Here is a 14,554-nt window from a genome sequence, read left to right on the forward strand (position 1 = left end):
TGGGAGCGGCTGCCGGGGCGGCCCGCGATCGAGCGTCCCGCCACGACGGCGGACGCCATCGAACTGGTGGCGGCGGGAGTGGGAGTGCTGATCGTCCCGCAGTCGCTCGCCCGTCTGCACCACCGCAAGGACCTCACGTACCGGCCGCTGACGGACGCCCCCGAGTCACGCGTCGCGCTGTCCTGGCCCGAGGACGAGACCACCGATCTGGTGGAGCAGTTCATCGGGATCGTCCGCGGGCGGACGGTCAACAGCACGCGGGGCCGCCCCCCGGCCCCGGCACAGCCGAAGACCAAGCGCTCCGACAAGGGCGGCGCGCAGCGCAAGCCCACGGCCGGCAAGCCGGCGACCGGCAAGAGCCCCCGGAGCGGTTCCGGCGGCCCCAAGGGCGGCTCCAAGGGGGCCGGCAAGCGCGGTAAGCCCCGCCGCCGGTCGTAGGGCGCCGGCGGGTCCGCGGACCGTCGTCGCCGGGGCGCCCGGGGGGCTTGCTCGGCTGTGATCCTGTTCGCCCCCACCCGGCTCGCGAAGCGCGTTCCGTTACGGGCTGATCACGGTACGGACGCGCACCTCCCGCTCCGCACCGCCACCGGACCGGGCTTAACGGCCCGGCGCCCCGCTCAGTCCTGGGGGCGCGGCGCGACCAGCCCCGTCTCCCAGGCCCAGGCGGCGATGCCGACGCGGTTGCGCACCTTCAGCTTGGCCTGGATGTTGGCGAGGTGGGTCTTGGCGGTGCCCGGGGTGATGAAGAGCTCGGCGCCTATCTCGGCGTTGGTGCGGCCCCGGGCGACGAGGCGGGCGATCTCCTGTTCGCGGTCGGTGAGCGGGGTGGGGCGTGCCGGGGGGCGGGGTGGCGCGGTGAGGCGGCCCAGCAGCCGCACGGTGATCTGGGGGCTGATGAGCGCGTCGCCGGCCATGGCCGACCTGACGCCCTCGATCAGCAGCGCGGGGCCGGAACGTTTCAGCAGGAAGCCGCAGGCGCCGTTGCGCAGCGCCGTGTGCACGTAGTCGTCGAGATCGAAGGTCGTGACGACCACGACCCGCGTGGGACGGTCGGCCTCCGGCCCGGCGAGCAGCCGGGTCAGTTCGAGGCCGTCCAGGCGGGGCATGCGGATGTCGGCCAGCACGACGTCCGGCCGCAGTCGCCGGGCCGCCTCGAGCGCGGTGGCGCCGTCGGCGGCCTCGCCCACGACGGTCATGTCCGGCTGCGAGTTCAGCACGAGGCGGAAGCCGCTGCGGACGTCGTCCTGGTCGTCGGCCAGCAGGATGCGCGTCGGTCCGCCGCTCATGGCGCGCCCTCCGGCGCCTGCGGCAGGACGGCGGCCACCCGCCATCCGCCCTCGTGCGGACCGTAGGACAGGGTCCCGCCGGCCGCCCGTACGCGCTCACGCAGACCGCTCAGGCCGCGTCCGCCGTGCCCGTCGCGCTCCCGGCGCAGGGCCGTGCGGTTGCCGGTCCCGGCGTCGTTGACCACCTCGACCTCGACGGCGGCCGCGCCACCGGCCGTACGGACGCGCTCCAGCCGCACCTCGACGAGGCGGGCGCCGGGGGCGTGGCGGCGGACGTTGGTGAGGGCTTCGACCACCACCCGGTAGGCCGTCGAGCCGGTGGCGCGGGAGAGGCCGTCGGTGGCGCCGGGCGCCACGGCGAGGCAGGCCCGGCCGGAGCCGGCGACGGAGAACCGCTCGACGAGCCCGGGGAGCTGGTCCACGCCCGGCAGGGGTTCGACGGCGCCGGGGACCTGCCGTCCGGTGCCGGGGTCCCGCCGACCGATGCCGGGGTCCTGTCGTCCGGTGCCGGAGCCGGCCGCCGCGTGCAGCATCGCTATGGTGCGGTCCATCGAGGCCAGCGCGTTGAGCCCGGCGGTCTCGATGCGCTCCAGGGCCGGCAGCGCCTGCCGGGGGTCGGTCGCGGCCACGAACCGGGCGGCCTGCGCCTGCGCCACGATGCCGCTGACGTCGTGCGCCACGAAGTCGTGCAGGTCGCGGGCGAGTTCGAGCTGCTGGGCGCGTCGGACCTCGGCGACCAGCAGGTTCCTGCGGTGCTCCATCAGCCGCGGATAGCCGCCCACGACGACGGCGCCCAGCACGGGTACGGACCAGAAGGCCGCGGCACCGGTCAGCGACAGGAGCGAGGTCTCCGGCAGCAGCGGCAGCGACCACGCCGCGACCGCCGAGCCCGCCAGACCGCCCGCCACGGCCGCCTGCCGGAGCGGGGCCCAGCGGGTCACGACGACGAGCAGCATCAGGAGCGCCGCGGTCTCCCCCAGCCGTGGCCACCCGCCCCCGGGCGTCGTCGGCGGGCTCGCGAGGACCGTGGTGGCCAGGGACAGGGCACCGGTGAGGGCCAGCGGCCCGGCCAGCCGGTGCCGCGCGGACGGCCAGCAGGCGAGCGTCCACAGCAGCAGCGCGGCCGCGGTGGTCGCCGGCACGACCGCGTACGGCATCGCCGCCGTCCCGTATGCGACGGCGGTGGCGATCACCGCCGCACAGCCCGTCGCGGCGGCGAACACGGCCGTGATCACGTCGCGGCGTCTCAACCTCTCGACCCTCCCCACACAGTTGATCATACGGGCGGGTGACCGCCGGTCCTCTCTGCCGATCGGCAGAGGAGGCACCACGCCGGGGACGGAGATTCGCTGTTCGGCAGATGGTCCGGAAGCCGGATTCCCCATGAGATGGGAGGCGGCCACCACCACAGGCGGTCGCCGTACCGCCCGACGAACAAGGGACTTCGCCATGCCGCGCATCCTCGCCACCCCGCGCCCGACCGCACCCACGGCACCAGCCGCACAGGACGTCCCCCGGGCGATCCGCTGGGCCGCGCACGCCGCCGCACTGACGCTGGTCCCCTCCGGGCTCTGGCGGTGCGCCATCGCCTTCGGCATGCCGTCCGGATTCGCGGAGGGCAGCGAGCTGCACGAGAGCAACTTCCCCAGCTGGACGTCGCTCAACCTGATAGCGCTGAGCGTCTTCGCCGAGTGCCTGGGTCTGCTCACCCTCGGCCTGGTGCACGCGTGGGGCGAGCGAGTGCCGCGCCGGGTGCCCGTCCTGGGCGGGCGGAACATCCCCGTCCTCGCCGCCGTCGTCCCCGCTTCCCTGGGGGCCGCCGTCGTCACCGCGCTCACGATGATGGCGGCGTGCGGCGGCTGGCAGGATCAGATGCACACCGCCGAGGCCCCGACGGGCGGCTCCGCGTGGCTCATGACCGCGTGTTACGTGCCGCTGCTGGCCTGGGGCCCGCTGCTGGCGGTGGTCACGGTGGCGTACTACCGCAGGCGCCGCGCGACGGGTGCGTGAGCCGGTACGGGCCGGGGTTTCCGTCCCTCACGCGCGCTCCGGTTCGCGGCGCTTGCCGGTGCGCGGCGCCGGGCGGCGTACCGCGTCACCGGCGGTGGGGTGCAGGAGCAGGGCGCCGGCCAGCGCGCCCAGGCAGACGAGCGCGAGCAGGCAGAAGGCCACCCCGTAGGCGGTCGCCGGACCCGCGTGGCCCGGCAGCCGGTCGCCGATGGGACCGCCGGCGCGCAGCGCGAGGGTGGCGGCGGCGATGCCGAGGCCCGCGGCGGCCTGCTGGGCGGTGGACTGGAGGGTGTTGGCCTCGCGCATCCGCTCCTGGGGGACGTCGGCGAAGGCGATGACCTGGTAGCAGGTGAGGCCGAGGGAACGGGCGGCGCCGCTGACCACGGTGAGGACGACGACGAGGGCGAGCGGCGTCGCGGCGGTGAGGAAGGCGCACAGGACCGTGGTGGCGCCGACCCCCGAGGCGGCGGCGACCAGCAGCGGCCGGAAGCCGAAGCGGCCCAGCAGGCGGTTGGTCGCGGGCTTGATGGCGATGTTGCCGACGAAGACGAACAGCACCACGGCGCCGGAGGCGACCGCGCTCCAGCCGAAGACCTCCTGGAACAGCAACGGCAGCAGGAAGGGCACGGCCGACACGACGATCCAGAACAGCGTGCCCCCGGACACCGCCGCCCGGAAGGTCGCCACCTTGAGCAGGCGCAGGTCGAGCAACGGCTGGGCCGTGCGCAGCAGATGCCGGGCCGCCGCCGCCAGCAGCAGCACGGTGAGGCCGCCGGCGGCCAGCGCCGGAGGCCAGGCCGTCCCGTTGCCGGACAGCAGGTGTGCGGTCCACGTCAGCGCGCCGAGGCCGGTGGAGGTGAGGACGACGCCCCACCGGTCCAGGCGCGGCGGGGCGGTGCCGGCCGGTGCCGCGTCGACCAGGCGCCAGGCGACGGCGAACGCCAGGGCGCCGAGGGGAAGGTTGATGAGGAACATCCAGCGCCAGCTCGCATAGGTGGTGATCAGCCCGCCGGCCAGTGGCGCGATCACCGGGGCGGCCAGGGCGGGCCAGACGACGTAGGAGACCAGCCGGGGTATGTCGGGCTTCTCCGCACCGGAGACCACCATCAGCCGTCCGACCGGCACCATCATGGCGCCGCCGGCTCCCTGCAGGACGCGCATGGCCACCAGTACGCCGAGACCGGTGCTCGCCGCGCACGCCAGGGAGGCCAGCGTGAACACGGCGATGGCGCCCAGAAAGACGCGCCGCGCCCCGAAGCGGGCGGTCAGCCAGCCGCTGAGCGGTATCAGGACGGCCAGGGTCACCAGATACGCGGTGACGACCAGCCCGATGGCGGCCGGGGCGACGCCCAGCGCCTCCCCCATCCGGGGAGCGGCCGTCGAGACGATCGTCCCGTCCAGGTTCTCCATGAAGAAGCAGCCCGCGACCAGGAGCGCGGTGTTGCGGTGTTTGGTGTCGATCATCGGGTCCCATCGCTTTCTCGTTCCCGGTTCATCGTGGAGCCGGGGGATGATTGACCACAAGTTCCGAATGCTCAAGCCAGAATTGACTCCCATGCAACTACCGGACATGAATCTGCTGCCCGCGCTGGACGCCCTGCTGCGCGAGGCGAGCGTGACCGGGGCCGCGGCCCGGATGAACGTCTCGGCCTCCGCGATGAGCCGCACCCTGGGCCGGCTCCGCCGGGTGCTGGACGATCCGCTGCTGGTTCCGTCCGGGCGGGGCCTGGTCCTCACCCCGCGGGCGGTGGAGCTGCGCCCGCAGGCCGAGGCGGCGCTCGTCGGCGCGCTGGCCGCGCTGCGGCCGGCGCAGCCGGTCGATATCGCCTCGGTCGAGCGGAAGTTCACGCTCCGGACGAACGACGCCTTCGCCGTCGTCGTCGGCCCGGCGCTCACCGACCGCGTCGTACGCCAGGCCCCCGGCATCCAGCTGCGCTTCCTGCCGGAGGGCGACGAGGACCCGGCCGACCTGCGCGACAGCGTCGACCTGGACATCGGGCACCTGCCCGACCTCCCCCACGACGTGCTCAGCGCGCCCCTGTCCCGGCACCGTTACGTCGCCGTCTGCCGCGCCGGCGCGCCGCACGCGGACGAGCCGCTGACCCTCGAACGGTTCGCGGCGCTCCCCCACATCACCGTCACCCGGCGGGGCCGGTTCCACGGTGTCGTCGACGACCGGCTCGCCGGGCTCGGGCTCGGCCGCCGGGTCCTGGCGACGGTGCCGAGCCATGTGACGGCCTGCTTCCTGGCTCTGCGCTCGGACGCCCTGGCGCTGGTGGCCGCGCCCGTCGCGGAGCATGCGGCCGAGGCCATGCCGCTGGTCGTCCGCGACATTCCGCTGTCGCTTCCCTCGGTCGGGACCGGGATGGCCTGGCATGTGCGGGTGGACGACGATCCGGCTCACCGGTGGTTGCGGGGCGCGGTGGCGGGGGTGGACGGCGGGGGGCTCCGGGACCGGGTGGGGTGATGCCCCCTCAGGCGCCGGACGGGCCCGCGTCCGTCCCCTCGTACGCCGCCCGCAAGCGCCGCACTCCTTCGGTGAGTTCGGCCGTGCCCGCGGCACCCGCGAAGCACAGGCGCAGGTGCGGCGCCGGGGGTTCCGCGGAGTAGAAGGGGCGGCCGGGGTTGACGGCCACCCCGGCGCGGAGTGCGGCGGCGGCCAGGGCACCCTCGTCGGTGCCGTCCGGGAGGCGGGTCCAGACGTGGAAGCCGCCGGGCGGGGCGAACTCCGCGTTCAGCGCGGGAAGCTCCCGGCCCAGTCCGGCGAGCAGCACCTCACGGCGGCTGCGCAGCTCGGCGGCGACCGTGCGGCGGTGTCGCGGCCAGGCGGGCGAGCCGACGAGTTCGAGCGCCGCTTCCTGCAGGGGGCGGGGCACGAAGAAGGTGTCGACGACCTGGATGGCCCGCAGCCGGTCCAGGACCGGGCCGCGGGCGGCGAGGGCGCCCACGCGCAGGCTGGGCGAGGTGAACTTGGTCAGCGAGCACACGTGGACGACGACGCCGTCGGGATCCTCGGAAGCCAGTGTGGGCGGCAGCGGCGGGGCGCCCTCGTGGACGAGGCGGCGCGCGAAGTCGTCCTCGATGACGAACGCCCCGGCCGCCCGGGCGACGCGGAGGACCTCCCGCCGCCGGTCGTCGGCCAGGACCGCGCCGGTCGGGTTCTGGAAGAGCGGCTGGCAGACGAAGACCCTGGCCCCGCTGGCGCGGAACGCCTCGGCGAGCAGGTCGGTGCGTACGCCGTGGCCGTCCACCGGTACCGGCACGGGCCGCAGGCCCGAGGCGCGGGCGGCGGCGAGCATGCCGGGGTAGGTGGGGGACTCGACGAGCACGGGTGCGCCGGGCGGGGCGAGGGCGCGCAGCGCGGTGGTCAGTGCGCTCTGGCCGCCGGCGGTGATCAGTACGCCGGAGGGGGCGACCGTGCCGGCCGGGCCGCCGATCTCGCGGGCGAACCAGGCCCGCAGCTCGCCGACGCCCTCCAGGGGCGGGCGCTCCCAGGCGCCCGGGCGGCGTCCGGCGCGGCCGAGGGCGGCGCCCAGGGCCCGTTCGGGCTGGAGGGCGGGGTGCAGGTAACCGCCGCTGAGCTCGATGACGCCGGGGGGTGGCGCGGCGAGGCTCGCCAGCACGCAGGAGGCGTCGACGGACCGGGGTACGGCCTCGTCGCCGGTGTCCGCGCTGAGCGCGACCTGCTGCCAGGAGGTGTCGCCCGGGCGGGCGGGGGCGGTGCGCGGCTCGGCGCGGAAGGCCCCCGCCCCGGGACGGGTGACGACCAGGCCCTCGGCGGCCAGGGTGGCAAGGGCGCGGGAGACGGTGACGGGGCTGACGTGGAAGCGTTCCACGAGAGCCCGGCTGGACGGCAGCTTCTCACCGGCGGAGTAGCGGTTGAGTTCTCCGCGCAGGATTCCTGCGAGATCGGCCACGCTGTTACGCTCATGCATGACAGCACAAGATAGCGCTACTCTCCCGACCGCGATAGCGGTGAACGCCGCGCGGGCGCCCGGCCGCCCGGCGGGCGGCACACTGCTGGCCGCCCTCGGGGTGAGCATGTTCTCGCTGACGTTCCCGGCGACCGCCTGGGCCCTGGAGGGGCTCGGCCCCTGGTCGGTGACGGCCTGCCGGGCCGTGCTGGCGGCGCTGATCGCCGGTGGCTGTCTGCTCGCGCGGAGGATTCCAGTGCCTGCCCGCCGCCACTGGCCGGGCCTGCTCGCCGTGGCAGCCGGCACCGTCGTGGGCTTTCCTCTGCTCACCACCTTGGCCCTGCAGACTTCCACGACCTCGCACGCGGCCGTGGTCGTGGGCCTGTTGCCGCTGACGACGGCCGCGTACGCGGCGCTGCGGACCGGCGTCCGGCACTCCCGCGGCTTCTGGGCGGCCGCCCTGGCCGGGGCCGCCGTGGTCGTGGCCTTCGCCGTGCAGCAGAGCGGCGGCCGGCCCTCGCCCGGCGACCTGTATCTGCTGGGCGCGCTGCTGATCTGCGCGGCCGGCTACGCCGAGGGCGGCAGGCTGGCGCGCGAGCTGCCGGGCTGGCAGATCATCGGCTGGGCGCTGGTGCTGTGCCTGCCGCCGGCCCTGACCGGTGCTGCCCTCGCCCTGCTCACCGAGCCCGTACGGCTCACCGGGCACGCCGTCGCCGGGGTGCTCTGGCTGGGCACCGCCCAGTTCGTCAGCCTGTGGGTGTGGTACCGGGGCATGGGCGCGATCGGGGTGGCCAGGGCCAGCCAGCTGCAGCTGGCCCAGCCGCTGCTCACCCTCGTCTGGTCGGTGGCGCTGCTGGGTGAGCAGCTGTCCCCCGCCGCGCCGGTGGCGGCCCTGGCCGTGCTCGTGTGCATCGGCGTGACCCAGCGGGCCTCGCGCTGAGAGGCCGCCGGCACATTCCTGGGCGCGCCCTATACCCCCGGTCACCCTAGGCTTGAGACTATCCGAGTGCACCTGCCCCATCACTCGACGAAAGGGTCATGGCGATGCATGCGAGCAAGGGCGACCGGTTGGTGATGCACGGCCGGGTGGTCGGGAAGCACGACCACGTCGTGGAGATCGTCGAGGTATTGGGCCCCAACGGCGCGCCTCCCTACCGCGTCCGCAAGGAAGACGGCCACGAGACCATCATGTCGCCGGGACCCGACTCCGTAGTGGAGCACCGCAAGTCCGGCGACCAGGGCTAGCCGGCGCGGCCGGCCGGCGGCCGGTCATCGCGGCGGGCGCGCGCGGTGGGGGTAGTGGTCCTTCACCACGCGCGCCATCGCCCCGATCCGGTCGGCGGCCACGTGCTTGGCGGAGAAGTAGACGTTGCCGAGCACTTCGGGATGCGACCGGCTCAGGGCAATGTGGCGGGAGAGTTCGGCGGGGTCCTGCCAGGGTGCGGGCTGCGCGGGATCGCCCGCCCGGTACAGGGCCTCGCCGATGTACAGGTGCACGTCCGTGCCGCGTACGGTCTCCGCCCACCAGGGCAGGAGCTTGGCGTAGTCGGCGGCGGCGAAGCCGATGTGCCAGTAGCACTGCGGGACGATGTAGTCGATCCAGCCCCGGCGGACCCATGTGCGGGTGTCGGCGCCCAGGTCGTCGTACGTCTGCACCCCGGCCCGGGTGTCGGAGCCGAGCGGGTCCGTGGAGCGGTTGCGCCAGACGGCGAACGGGCTGACGCCGAATCGCACATGTCTCTTGCGTCTCTTGATGCGCTCGCCCGTCTCCTTCACCAGGCGGTCGATGTTGTCGCGCCGCCAGGACGCCCGGTCGGGGAAGCCGGCACCGTAGCGCTCGTAGGCGGCGGTGTCCTCGAAGGTCTGCCCGGCCACGGGATAGGGGTAGAAGTAGTCGTCGAAGTGCACGCCGTCCAGGTCGTAGCGCCAGACCGCGTCGAGCATGGCGTCCTGGACGAAGCGGCGGACCTCGGGCAGGCCGGGGTTGTAGTAGAGCTTGCCGCCGTAGGGGACGGCCCACTCGGGGTGCACCCGGGCGGGGTGGGTGGCCACGAGCCGTCCCGGGTCGGTGTGGTTGGCGATGCGGTAGGGATTGAACCAACCGTGCAGCTCCAGGCGGCGCTTGTGCGCCTCGCGCACCGCGAAGGCCAGCGGGTCCCAGCCCGGCGAGCGGCCCTGAGTCCCGGTCAGATACTCCGACCACGGCTCGTAGCGGGACGGCCAGAAGGCGTCGGCGGTCGGCCGGACCTGAAGGATCACGGCGTTCAGCCGGCGCGCCACGGCCGCGTCGAACAGCGCCAGCAGCTCGGTCCGTTGCACCTGCGGGGGCAGGCCGGGTCTCGACGGCCAGTCGACGTTCACGACCGTGGCCACCCACATCCCGCGGAACTCCCGCCTGCGGGCCCGGTCGTCGGCGCGCTCCGGCGACTGCGCGGCGGCCACGCCCGTCGCCGGCATGACCGCCATCGCACCCGCGGCCGCCACGGTGAACCCTCTTCGACTCATACGTCCCATATGGAACCCCTCTCTCTTCAGAGACGACCGTTCCGTCACACCGCTTCGCGCAGAGCATGCCCGCCCCGGCCCACCCGGCACCGTCCCGCGCGGAGTAACGTCTTTTCCGAGGCGGGAACCGGATGACCTTCGATCCCCGCCGGTCGACGAAGATCAGCGATCAGCGAAAGGCACGATGTGACCGACATCGAACGCGTCGGAGTGGTGGGCTGCGGCCAGATGGGCGCGGGGATCGCGGAGGTGTGTGCCCGGGCCGGCCTGGACGTCAAGGTCGCCGAGACCACCGGCGAGGCGCTGGAGCTGGGCCGCACCCGCCTGACCAACTCCCTCGGCAAGGCCGCCGAACGCGGCAAGATCACCGAGGAGGAGCGCGACGCCACCCTGGCGCGCCTGACCTTCACCACGGACCTGGGCGAGTTCGCCGACCGCGACCTGGTCATCGAGGCCGTCGTGGAGAACGAGCAGGTCAAGACGGAGATCTTCCAGATCCTGGACCAGGTGATCACCCGTCCGGACGCCATCCTGGCCTCCAACACCTCCTCCATCCCGCTGGTGAAGCTGGCCGTGGCGACCTCCCGCCCCGACCAGGTGATCGGCATCCACTTCTTCAACCCGGCCCCGGTGCAGCAGCTCGTCGAGCTGATCCCCGCGCTCACCACCGGCGAGGAGACGATCAAGCGCGCCGAAGTACTGGTCGGCAACGTGCTGGGCAAGCACGCCATCCGTGCCCAGGACCGCTCCGGCTTCGTCGTCAACGCCCTGCTCATCCCGTACCTGCTCTCCGCGATCCGGATGTTCGAGTCGGGCATGGCCAGCCGCGAGGACATCGACAACGGCATGGAGATGGGCTGCGCCCACCCCATGGGCCCGCTCAAGCTCTCCGACCTCATCGGCCTCGACACGGTCGCCTCGGTCGCGGACAGCATGTATGCCGAATACAAGGAGCCGCTGTACGCCGCCCCGCCGCTGCTGCAGCGCATGGTCGACGCGGGCCGGCTGGGCCGCAAGACCGGCTCCGGCTTCTACACCTACTGACCGGTCCGCACCGGCGCACACCCGTCTTCACACGGGGTGTGCGCCGGTGACCCGCATATACCCCCCGCACACGCTCCCGCCCCGCCTGCCGACGCGGTTGACTCGCCTCGTCGGCAAGCAGCCGCAGGACTCTTCCGGAAGGGGTACGGACCGTGACCACCCATCCCGAGCACGCCGCGAAGGCGGCCGAGCTCGCGGAGCTCAGGCGCAGCCTCGATGTGGGCGTCGTCCGCATCGACGGCCACCTCGCTCTCCTCATCCAGCGCAGCGACCAGACGGAGCGCGACGTCACCGAGATGACGGAGCGGGTACGGGCTCTGGAGCACGGCAGGTGGCCGCTGCCGTCACTTGCCGCGCTCACCGGCCTCGCCGCTCTGGCGGTCGCCGTCTGGCAGGCGGCCGGCCGGTGAGCGCGGGACGCTCCCGCGGGCCCGTCAGCCGAGCCGGATGTGGTGCAGGAGCAGCAGGGCGGCCGCCATGTTGGCGGCCGGCACCTCACCGCGGGCGATCAGGTCGGGCACCAGTTTGAGCGGCACCCACTCGCGGCGGTCCGACTCGAAGCCGTCCTCGGGGTCGCCGATGTATTCGGCCTCGTCCGACCAGTAGATGTGGTGCCGGGCATCGGTGAGCCCGTTGGACGGCTCGACGGACATCAGGTGCCGCAGCCGGCCGGGCCGCCAGCCGGTCTCCTCCTCCATCTCCCGGGCCGCCGCGAAGGCGATGTCCTCGCCGTCCTCGACGACGCCGGCCGCCAGCTCCCAGCCCCAGTTGTCGGTGATGAAACGGTGCCGCCACAGCAGCAGGACCTCATTGGCCTCGTTGACCACCGTGGCCACGGCGACGGGCCGCAGCCGGATGAGGAAGTGGTCGAGATGGCTGCCGTCGGGGAGCTGGACGTCCGCGAGATTGACCTGGAACCATCGGTTCTCGTAGACGGTCAGCTCCTTGAGATTCTTCCAACGCACGTGTTTGCCACCTTCCGCCGAGGTGGCCACCTCCCGGGCGCTGTCCTGGCAACTTCCCTCACAAGGGCACGCGCAGCGCCCCGTCGATCATCTCGGCGGCCTCGGCCGTGGCCGCGCACCCACTTTCGATCAGGTGCTCGCGCACCGCACGCAGCCGGTCCCGTAAGCGCTGCGATTCCATGCCTCTCGCCTGCTCGGTCATCTCCCGTGCGGTGGCCACCGCCTTGTCCGCGTCTCCCTGACGCAGCTCGATGTGCGTGAGCATGGCGAGCCGGTGGACACGGCCCCGGTCGTGGGCGGGGGTGTCGACGGCCCGGTCCGCGTGCTCACGGGCGGGTCCGAGGTCGCCGAGGCTCAGCAGCGCCTCCGCGACCTGGACGTTCACCAGGCCGGGCTGGACGTAGCCGGTCTCGGCGGGCTCCTGGCCACGGTGGATGCGCTCGGCGGCCGCCTCGGCCCGCCGGATGCAGCCGAGCGCCCCGGCGCCGTCGCCGAGCCGTGCGTAGGACTTGGCCTGCATGGCGTAGAGGTCGGCGGCGAGGGCCGGGGTCAGCTGGGTGCCCCCGGCCCGGAGCGCGGATTCGGCAAAGGCGACGGCCTGCCGGTACTCCCCGATGAACAGCGACTGGTTGACGAGGAGGGCTATCACGTACGCGCCCAGGCCCCGGTCCCCGCTGGCCTTGGCGAGCCGCAGCGCCTGGTGGAAGTAGCGCTGCGCCAGTCCGTGCGCGTCGGAGTCGTACGCGCAGATCCCGGCGACCGCCACCAGCCCGCCGGTGGCCCGGTGCAGCTGACGCCCCATCGCGTCGGAGTAGCTGCCGCGCAGCAGGGGCGCCGCTTCGGAGTTGAGGAAGCCGACGACCCGGCCCCGGGTCGCCACGCCGCCCGCCTTGCGGTACATCTGCTCGTAGTGCGCCCGGGCCGCGCGCAGCATGTCGATGTCGTCGGCGGAGACCCGGGTCAGGCCGCGCCGGGAGACGTCGGCGTCCTCGGGCGGGTTCTCCCACTCCCAGACCGGGATGACCGCGGGGGTGCCCGTGACGGCGGGGGCCCGCACGACGTGCTCGCGCTGCTGTTCGTCGGAGCGCCACAGGGCGGTGACGCGCTCGACGAAGCCGGACAGCGGGGTGCCGGGCACCCGCGGGGAGCCGGGGGTGCCGAGGCCGATGTCGTCGAGGGTCAGCGCGCGGTGCAGCCGCTCGCCGAGGACCTCGCAGATCAGGTCCGGCACCTGGCCGCGCGGCCGCTGGCCCTTGAGCCAGCGGGCGACGGCGGTGTGTTCGTAACGCAACGCCAGCCCCCGGGCCCGGCCTGCCGCGTTGATGTGGGCGGCCAGGCCTGCGTGGGATATTCCCGCCTCGTCGAGGATGGCGTCGAGCAGTGTGTTGGGCTCCATCCTGCCCTCCGGTGCGCTCGGTGGGATCAGCGTAATGGAGATCCCTTCGCACGGGGTGTGAACGGGCCACGGCCCGGTCCGCACCTCAGGAGCGCAGGCAGGAGCGCACGAGCGGTGCGGGCGGCGCCTGGGCGGGGAGGTATTCGCGGTCGTTGCGCAGGACGAGCAGCGCGAAGTCGTCCGAGAGCTGCCCCCGGGTATGGCTCAGCAGGGCGTCCCGGACGTGCTCGACGACGCCGGCGGGGGTGACAGCCGCACCGTGGGCGGCCTCGGTCAGCGCTCCGGTGAGGGGGAAGAACGTCCCCGCGGCGTCGCGGGCGTCCTCGGCGCCGTCGGTGTGCAGGACGAGGGTGTCACCGTGGTGGAGCCGGGTGAGGGCGAGCGGGGACAGTTCGGCGGGGAGCGGGAACATCCCGAGCGGCGGCAGCGGTTCGCCGCAGGTCGCGGCGACGGCGCAAGGGCGGTCCGCCGCGCCGTGGGTGAGCCGGTGCGGCCAGGGGTGCCCGCAGTTGAGCGCCATGACCTCGCCCGACGCGCGGATCTCCAGCAGCAGCACGGTCACGAACTCCTCGGCGTCCGCGCGCTCGCGCTCCGCGGCGTCGGCGCCCCCCGGCTGCCCGGTGCGGACCCGGTCCCGCAGGTGGCGGTGCAGGGCGCGCTCCAGGCGCCGCAGTACGCCCGGGAGTCCGGGCTCGTCGTGGGCGGCCTCGCGGAAGCTGCCGAGCAGGGCGGCGACGGTGCCGAGCGCGGGCAGGCCGTGGCCGCGCACGTCACCCATGACGATGCGCACACCGTGCGGGGTGGCCTGCGCGTCGTAGAGATCGCCGCCGACCAGGGCCCCTTCGCTCGCCGAGAGATGGCCGCCGGCGAGGGTGAGCCCGTCGAGCCGGGGCGGCAGGGGGCGCAGCAGGGCGTGCTGCGCGGTGAGCGCGACCTCCTTGGCCCGCTCCAGCTCCGCCGTGAGCCGGCGGCCTCGGCCGCTGGTCAGGTAGCCGGCGCCGACCACCGCGAGGATCGCGCAGCAGGTGCCCAGCCGGTCGCCGGGGCCGGAGCGTCCGTAGGGCCCCGGGGGCAGCACGGCGACGAGCGCGCAGCAGCAGCCGAGCACGGCGCACTGGCGGCGGCCGGTGCCGGCGCAGGCGATCGCGGGCGCGGCGGCGACGAGTGGGACGAGCTGCGGGCCGAGCGGGCTCACGAGCCCCCAGACCACGACTGCGAGCACCCACAGGCCGGGCAGCGCGAACACCACACCCCGCCGGCAGTGCAGCGCCCCTGTACGGATCATGCCGTGCCCCCCATAGCAGCAATGACGGGCTCGATTCTTGCGAGCGGTCACGCGAAAGTAACGACCTGACCCCCCAATTCCACCCCATTGAGTGATATTCGGACCGTGTTTCACTGACGGTGCGTGACATGCGGAAGGGCGCCCCGGGC

General features: G+C 74.0%; 15 protein-coding genes (1 of these 15 running past the window's edge). 7 read left to right on the forward strand and 8 right to left on the reverse strand.

Annotation, left to right across the window (positions count from 1 at the left end; genetic code table 11):
- On the forward strand, nt 1-438 hold the 3' portion of the coding sequence (locus tag AB0F13_RS14005) for a LysR family substrate-binding domain-containing protein (RefSeq protein ID WP_362080325.1). 342 nt of this gene lie to the left of the window's left edge; 438 of the gene's 780 nt are visible here — the last part of the coding sequence; its start codon lies beyond the left edge, outside the window; the stop codon is at nt 436-438.
- Nucleotides 439-617: 179 nt separating this feature from the next.
- On the opposite strand, the gene AB0F13_RS14010 is transcribed toward AB0F13_RS14005, so the two are convergent.
- Both AB0F13_RS14010 and AB0F13_RS14015 read right to left on the reverse strand, forming a co-directional pair.
- Complete coding sequence (locus AB0F13_RS14010; protein ID WP_362080327.1) at nt 618-1,286, reverse strand: response regulator transcription factor; 669 nt, start codon at nt 1,284-1,286, stop codon at nt 618-620.
- The gene (locus tag AB0F13_RS14015) at nt 1,283-2,536 is read right to left on the reverse strand and encodes a histidine kinase (RefSeq protein WP_362080330.1); all 1,254 of its coding nucleotides are present in this window, start codon (nt 2,534-2,536) and stop codon (nt 1,283-1,285) included. The genes AB0F13_RS14010 and AB0F13_RS14015 overlap by 4 nt, the downstream gene beginning before the upstream one ends.
- 199 nt (nt 2,537-2,735) lie before the next feature.
- On the opposite strand from AB0F13_RS14015, the gene AB0F13_RS14020 reads away from it, so the two are divergent.
- Nucleotides 2,736-3,296 carry a hypothetical protein gene (locus AB0F13_RS14020; RefSeq protein ID WP_362080333.1) on the forward strand — a complete coding sequence of 187 codons (561 nt, stop codon included), beginning with the start codon at nt 2,736-2,738 and terminating at the stop codon, nt 3,294-3,296.
- A gap of 27 nt (nt 3,297-3,323) precedes the next feature.
- Here the strand turns inward: AB0F13_RS14020 and AB0F13_RS14025 are convergent, their stop codons facing one another.
- Nucleotides 3,324-4,760 carry an MFS transporter gene (locus AB0F13_RS14025; protein WP_362080336.1) on the reverse strand — a complete coding sequence of 479 codons (1,437 nt, stop codon included), beginning with the start codon at nt 4,758-4,760 and terminating at the stop codon, nt 3,324-3,326.
- A gap of 91 nt (nt 4,761-4,851) precedes the next feature.
- Here AB0F13_RS14025 and AB0F13_RS14030 point away from each other — a divergent pair, with 91 nt between their 5' ends.
- The gene (locus tag AB0F13_RS14030; protein WP_362080339.1) at nt 4,852-5,763 is read left to right on the forward strand and encodes a LysR family transcriptional regulator; all 912 of its coding nucleotides are present in this window, start codon (nt 4,852-4,854) and stop codon (nt 5,761-5,763) included.
- A gap of 7 nt (nt 5,764-5,770) precedes the next feature.
- On the opposite strand, the gene AB0F13_RS14035 is transcribed toward AB0F13_RS14030, so the two are convergent.
- On the reverse strand, nt 5,771-7,231 hold the full coding sequence (locus AB0F13_RS14035; protein ID WP_362080342.1) for a PLP-dependent aminotransferase family protein: 1,461 nt from the start codon (nt 7,229-7,231) through the stop codon (nt 5,771-5,773).
- On the opposite strand from AB0F13_RS14035, the gene AB0F13_RS14040 reads away from it, so the two are divergent.
- Both AB0F13_RS14040 and AB0F13_RS14045 read left to right on the forward strand, forming a co-directional pair.
- Nucleotides 7,230-8,150, forward strand: a complete 921-nt coding sequence (locus AB0F13_RS14040) for a DMT family transporter (protein WP_362080345.1) — start codon at nt 7,230-7,232, stop codon at nt 8,148-8,150. The genes AB0F13_RS14035 and AB0F13_RS14040 overlap by 2 nt on opposite strands.
- 104 nt (nt 8,151-8,254) lie before the next feature.
- A complete protein-coding gene (locus AB0F13_RS14045; protein ID WP_362080920.1) occupies nt 8,255-8,455 on the forward strand; it encodes a DUF1918 domain-containing protein in 201 nt (66 codons plus the stop codon).
- Between the two features lie 24 nt (nt 8,456-8,479).
- Here the strand turns inward: AB0F13_RS14045 and AB0F13_RS14050 are convergent, their stop codons facing one another.
- Complete coding sequence (locus AB0F13_RS14050) at nt 8,480-9,724, reverse strand: family 10 glycosylhydrolase (RefSeq protein ID WP_362080348.1); 1,245 nt, start codon at nt 9,722-9,724, stop codon at nt 8,480-8,482.
- A 177-nt stretch (nt 9,725-9,901) separates the two neighbouring features.
- Here AB0F13_RS14050 and AB0F13_RS14055 point away from each other — a divergent pair, with 177 nt between their 5' ends.
- Together AB0F13_RS14055 and AB0F13_RS14060 are read left to right on the forward strand one after the other, a co-directional pair.
- Nucleotides 9,902-10,759: a 3-hydroxybutyryl-CoA dehydrogenase gene (locus AB0F13_RS14055; RefSeq protein ID WP_362080351.1), complete on the forward strand. Its 858-nt coding sequence runs from the start codon at nt 9,902-9,904 to the stop codon at nt 10,757-10,759.
- Nucleotides 10,760-10,911: 152 nt separating this feature from the next.
- Complete coding sequence (locus AB0F13_RS14060) at nt 10,912-11,169, forward strand: hypothetical protein (protein ID WP_362080354.1); 258 nt, start codon at nt 10,912-10,914, stop codon at nt 11,167-11,169.
- Nucleotides 11,170-11,193: 24 nt separating this feature from the next.
- On the opposite strand, the gene AB0F13_RS14065 is transcribed toward AB0F13_RS14060, so the two are convergent.
- The 3 genes from AB0F13_RS14065 to AB0F13_RS14075 form a co-directional block, all read right to left on the reverse strand.
- On the reverse strand, nt 11,194-11,724 hold the full coding sequence (locus tag AB0F13_RS14065) for an NUDIX hydrolase (RefSeq protein WP_362080357.1): 531 nt from the start codon (nt 11,722-11,724) through the stop codon (nt 11,194-11,196).
- 58 nt (nt 11,725-11,782) lie between these two features.
- Nucleotides 11,783-13,120, reverse strand: a complete 1,338-nt coding sequence (locus AB0F13_RS14070; protein WP_362080359.1) for a transcriptional regulator — start codon at nt 13,118-13,120, stop codon at nt 11,783-11,785.
- Between the two features lie 85 nt (nt 13,121-13,205).
- A complete protein-coding gene (locus AB0F13_RS14075; RefSeq protein WP_362080362.1) occupies nt 13,206-14,405 on the reverse strand; it encodes a PP2C family protein-serine/threonine phosphatase in 1,200 nt (399 codons plus the stop codon).
- Nucleotides 14,406-14,554 lie beyond the last annotated feature (149 nt).

Source organism: Streptomyces sp. NPDC026206, from assembly GCF_040638465.1.
Lineage (GTDB): Bacteria > Actinomycetota > Actinomycetes > Streptomycetales > Streptomycetaceae > Streptomyces.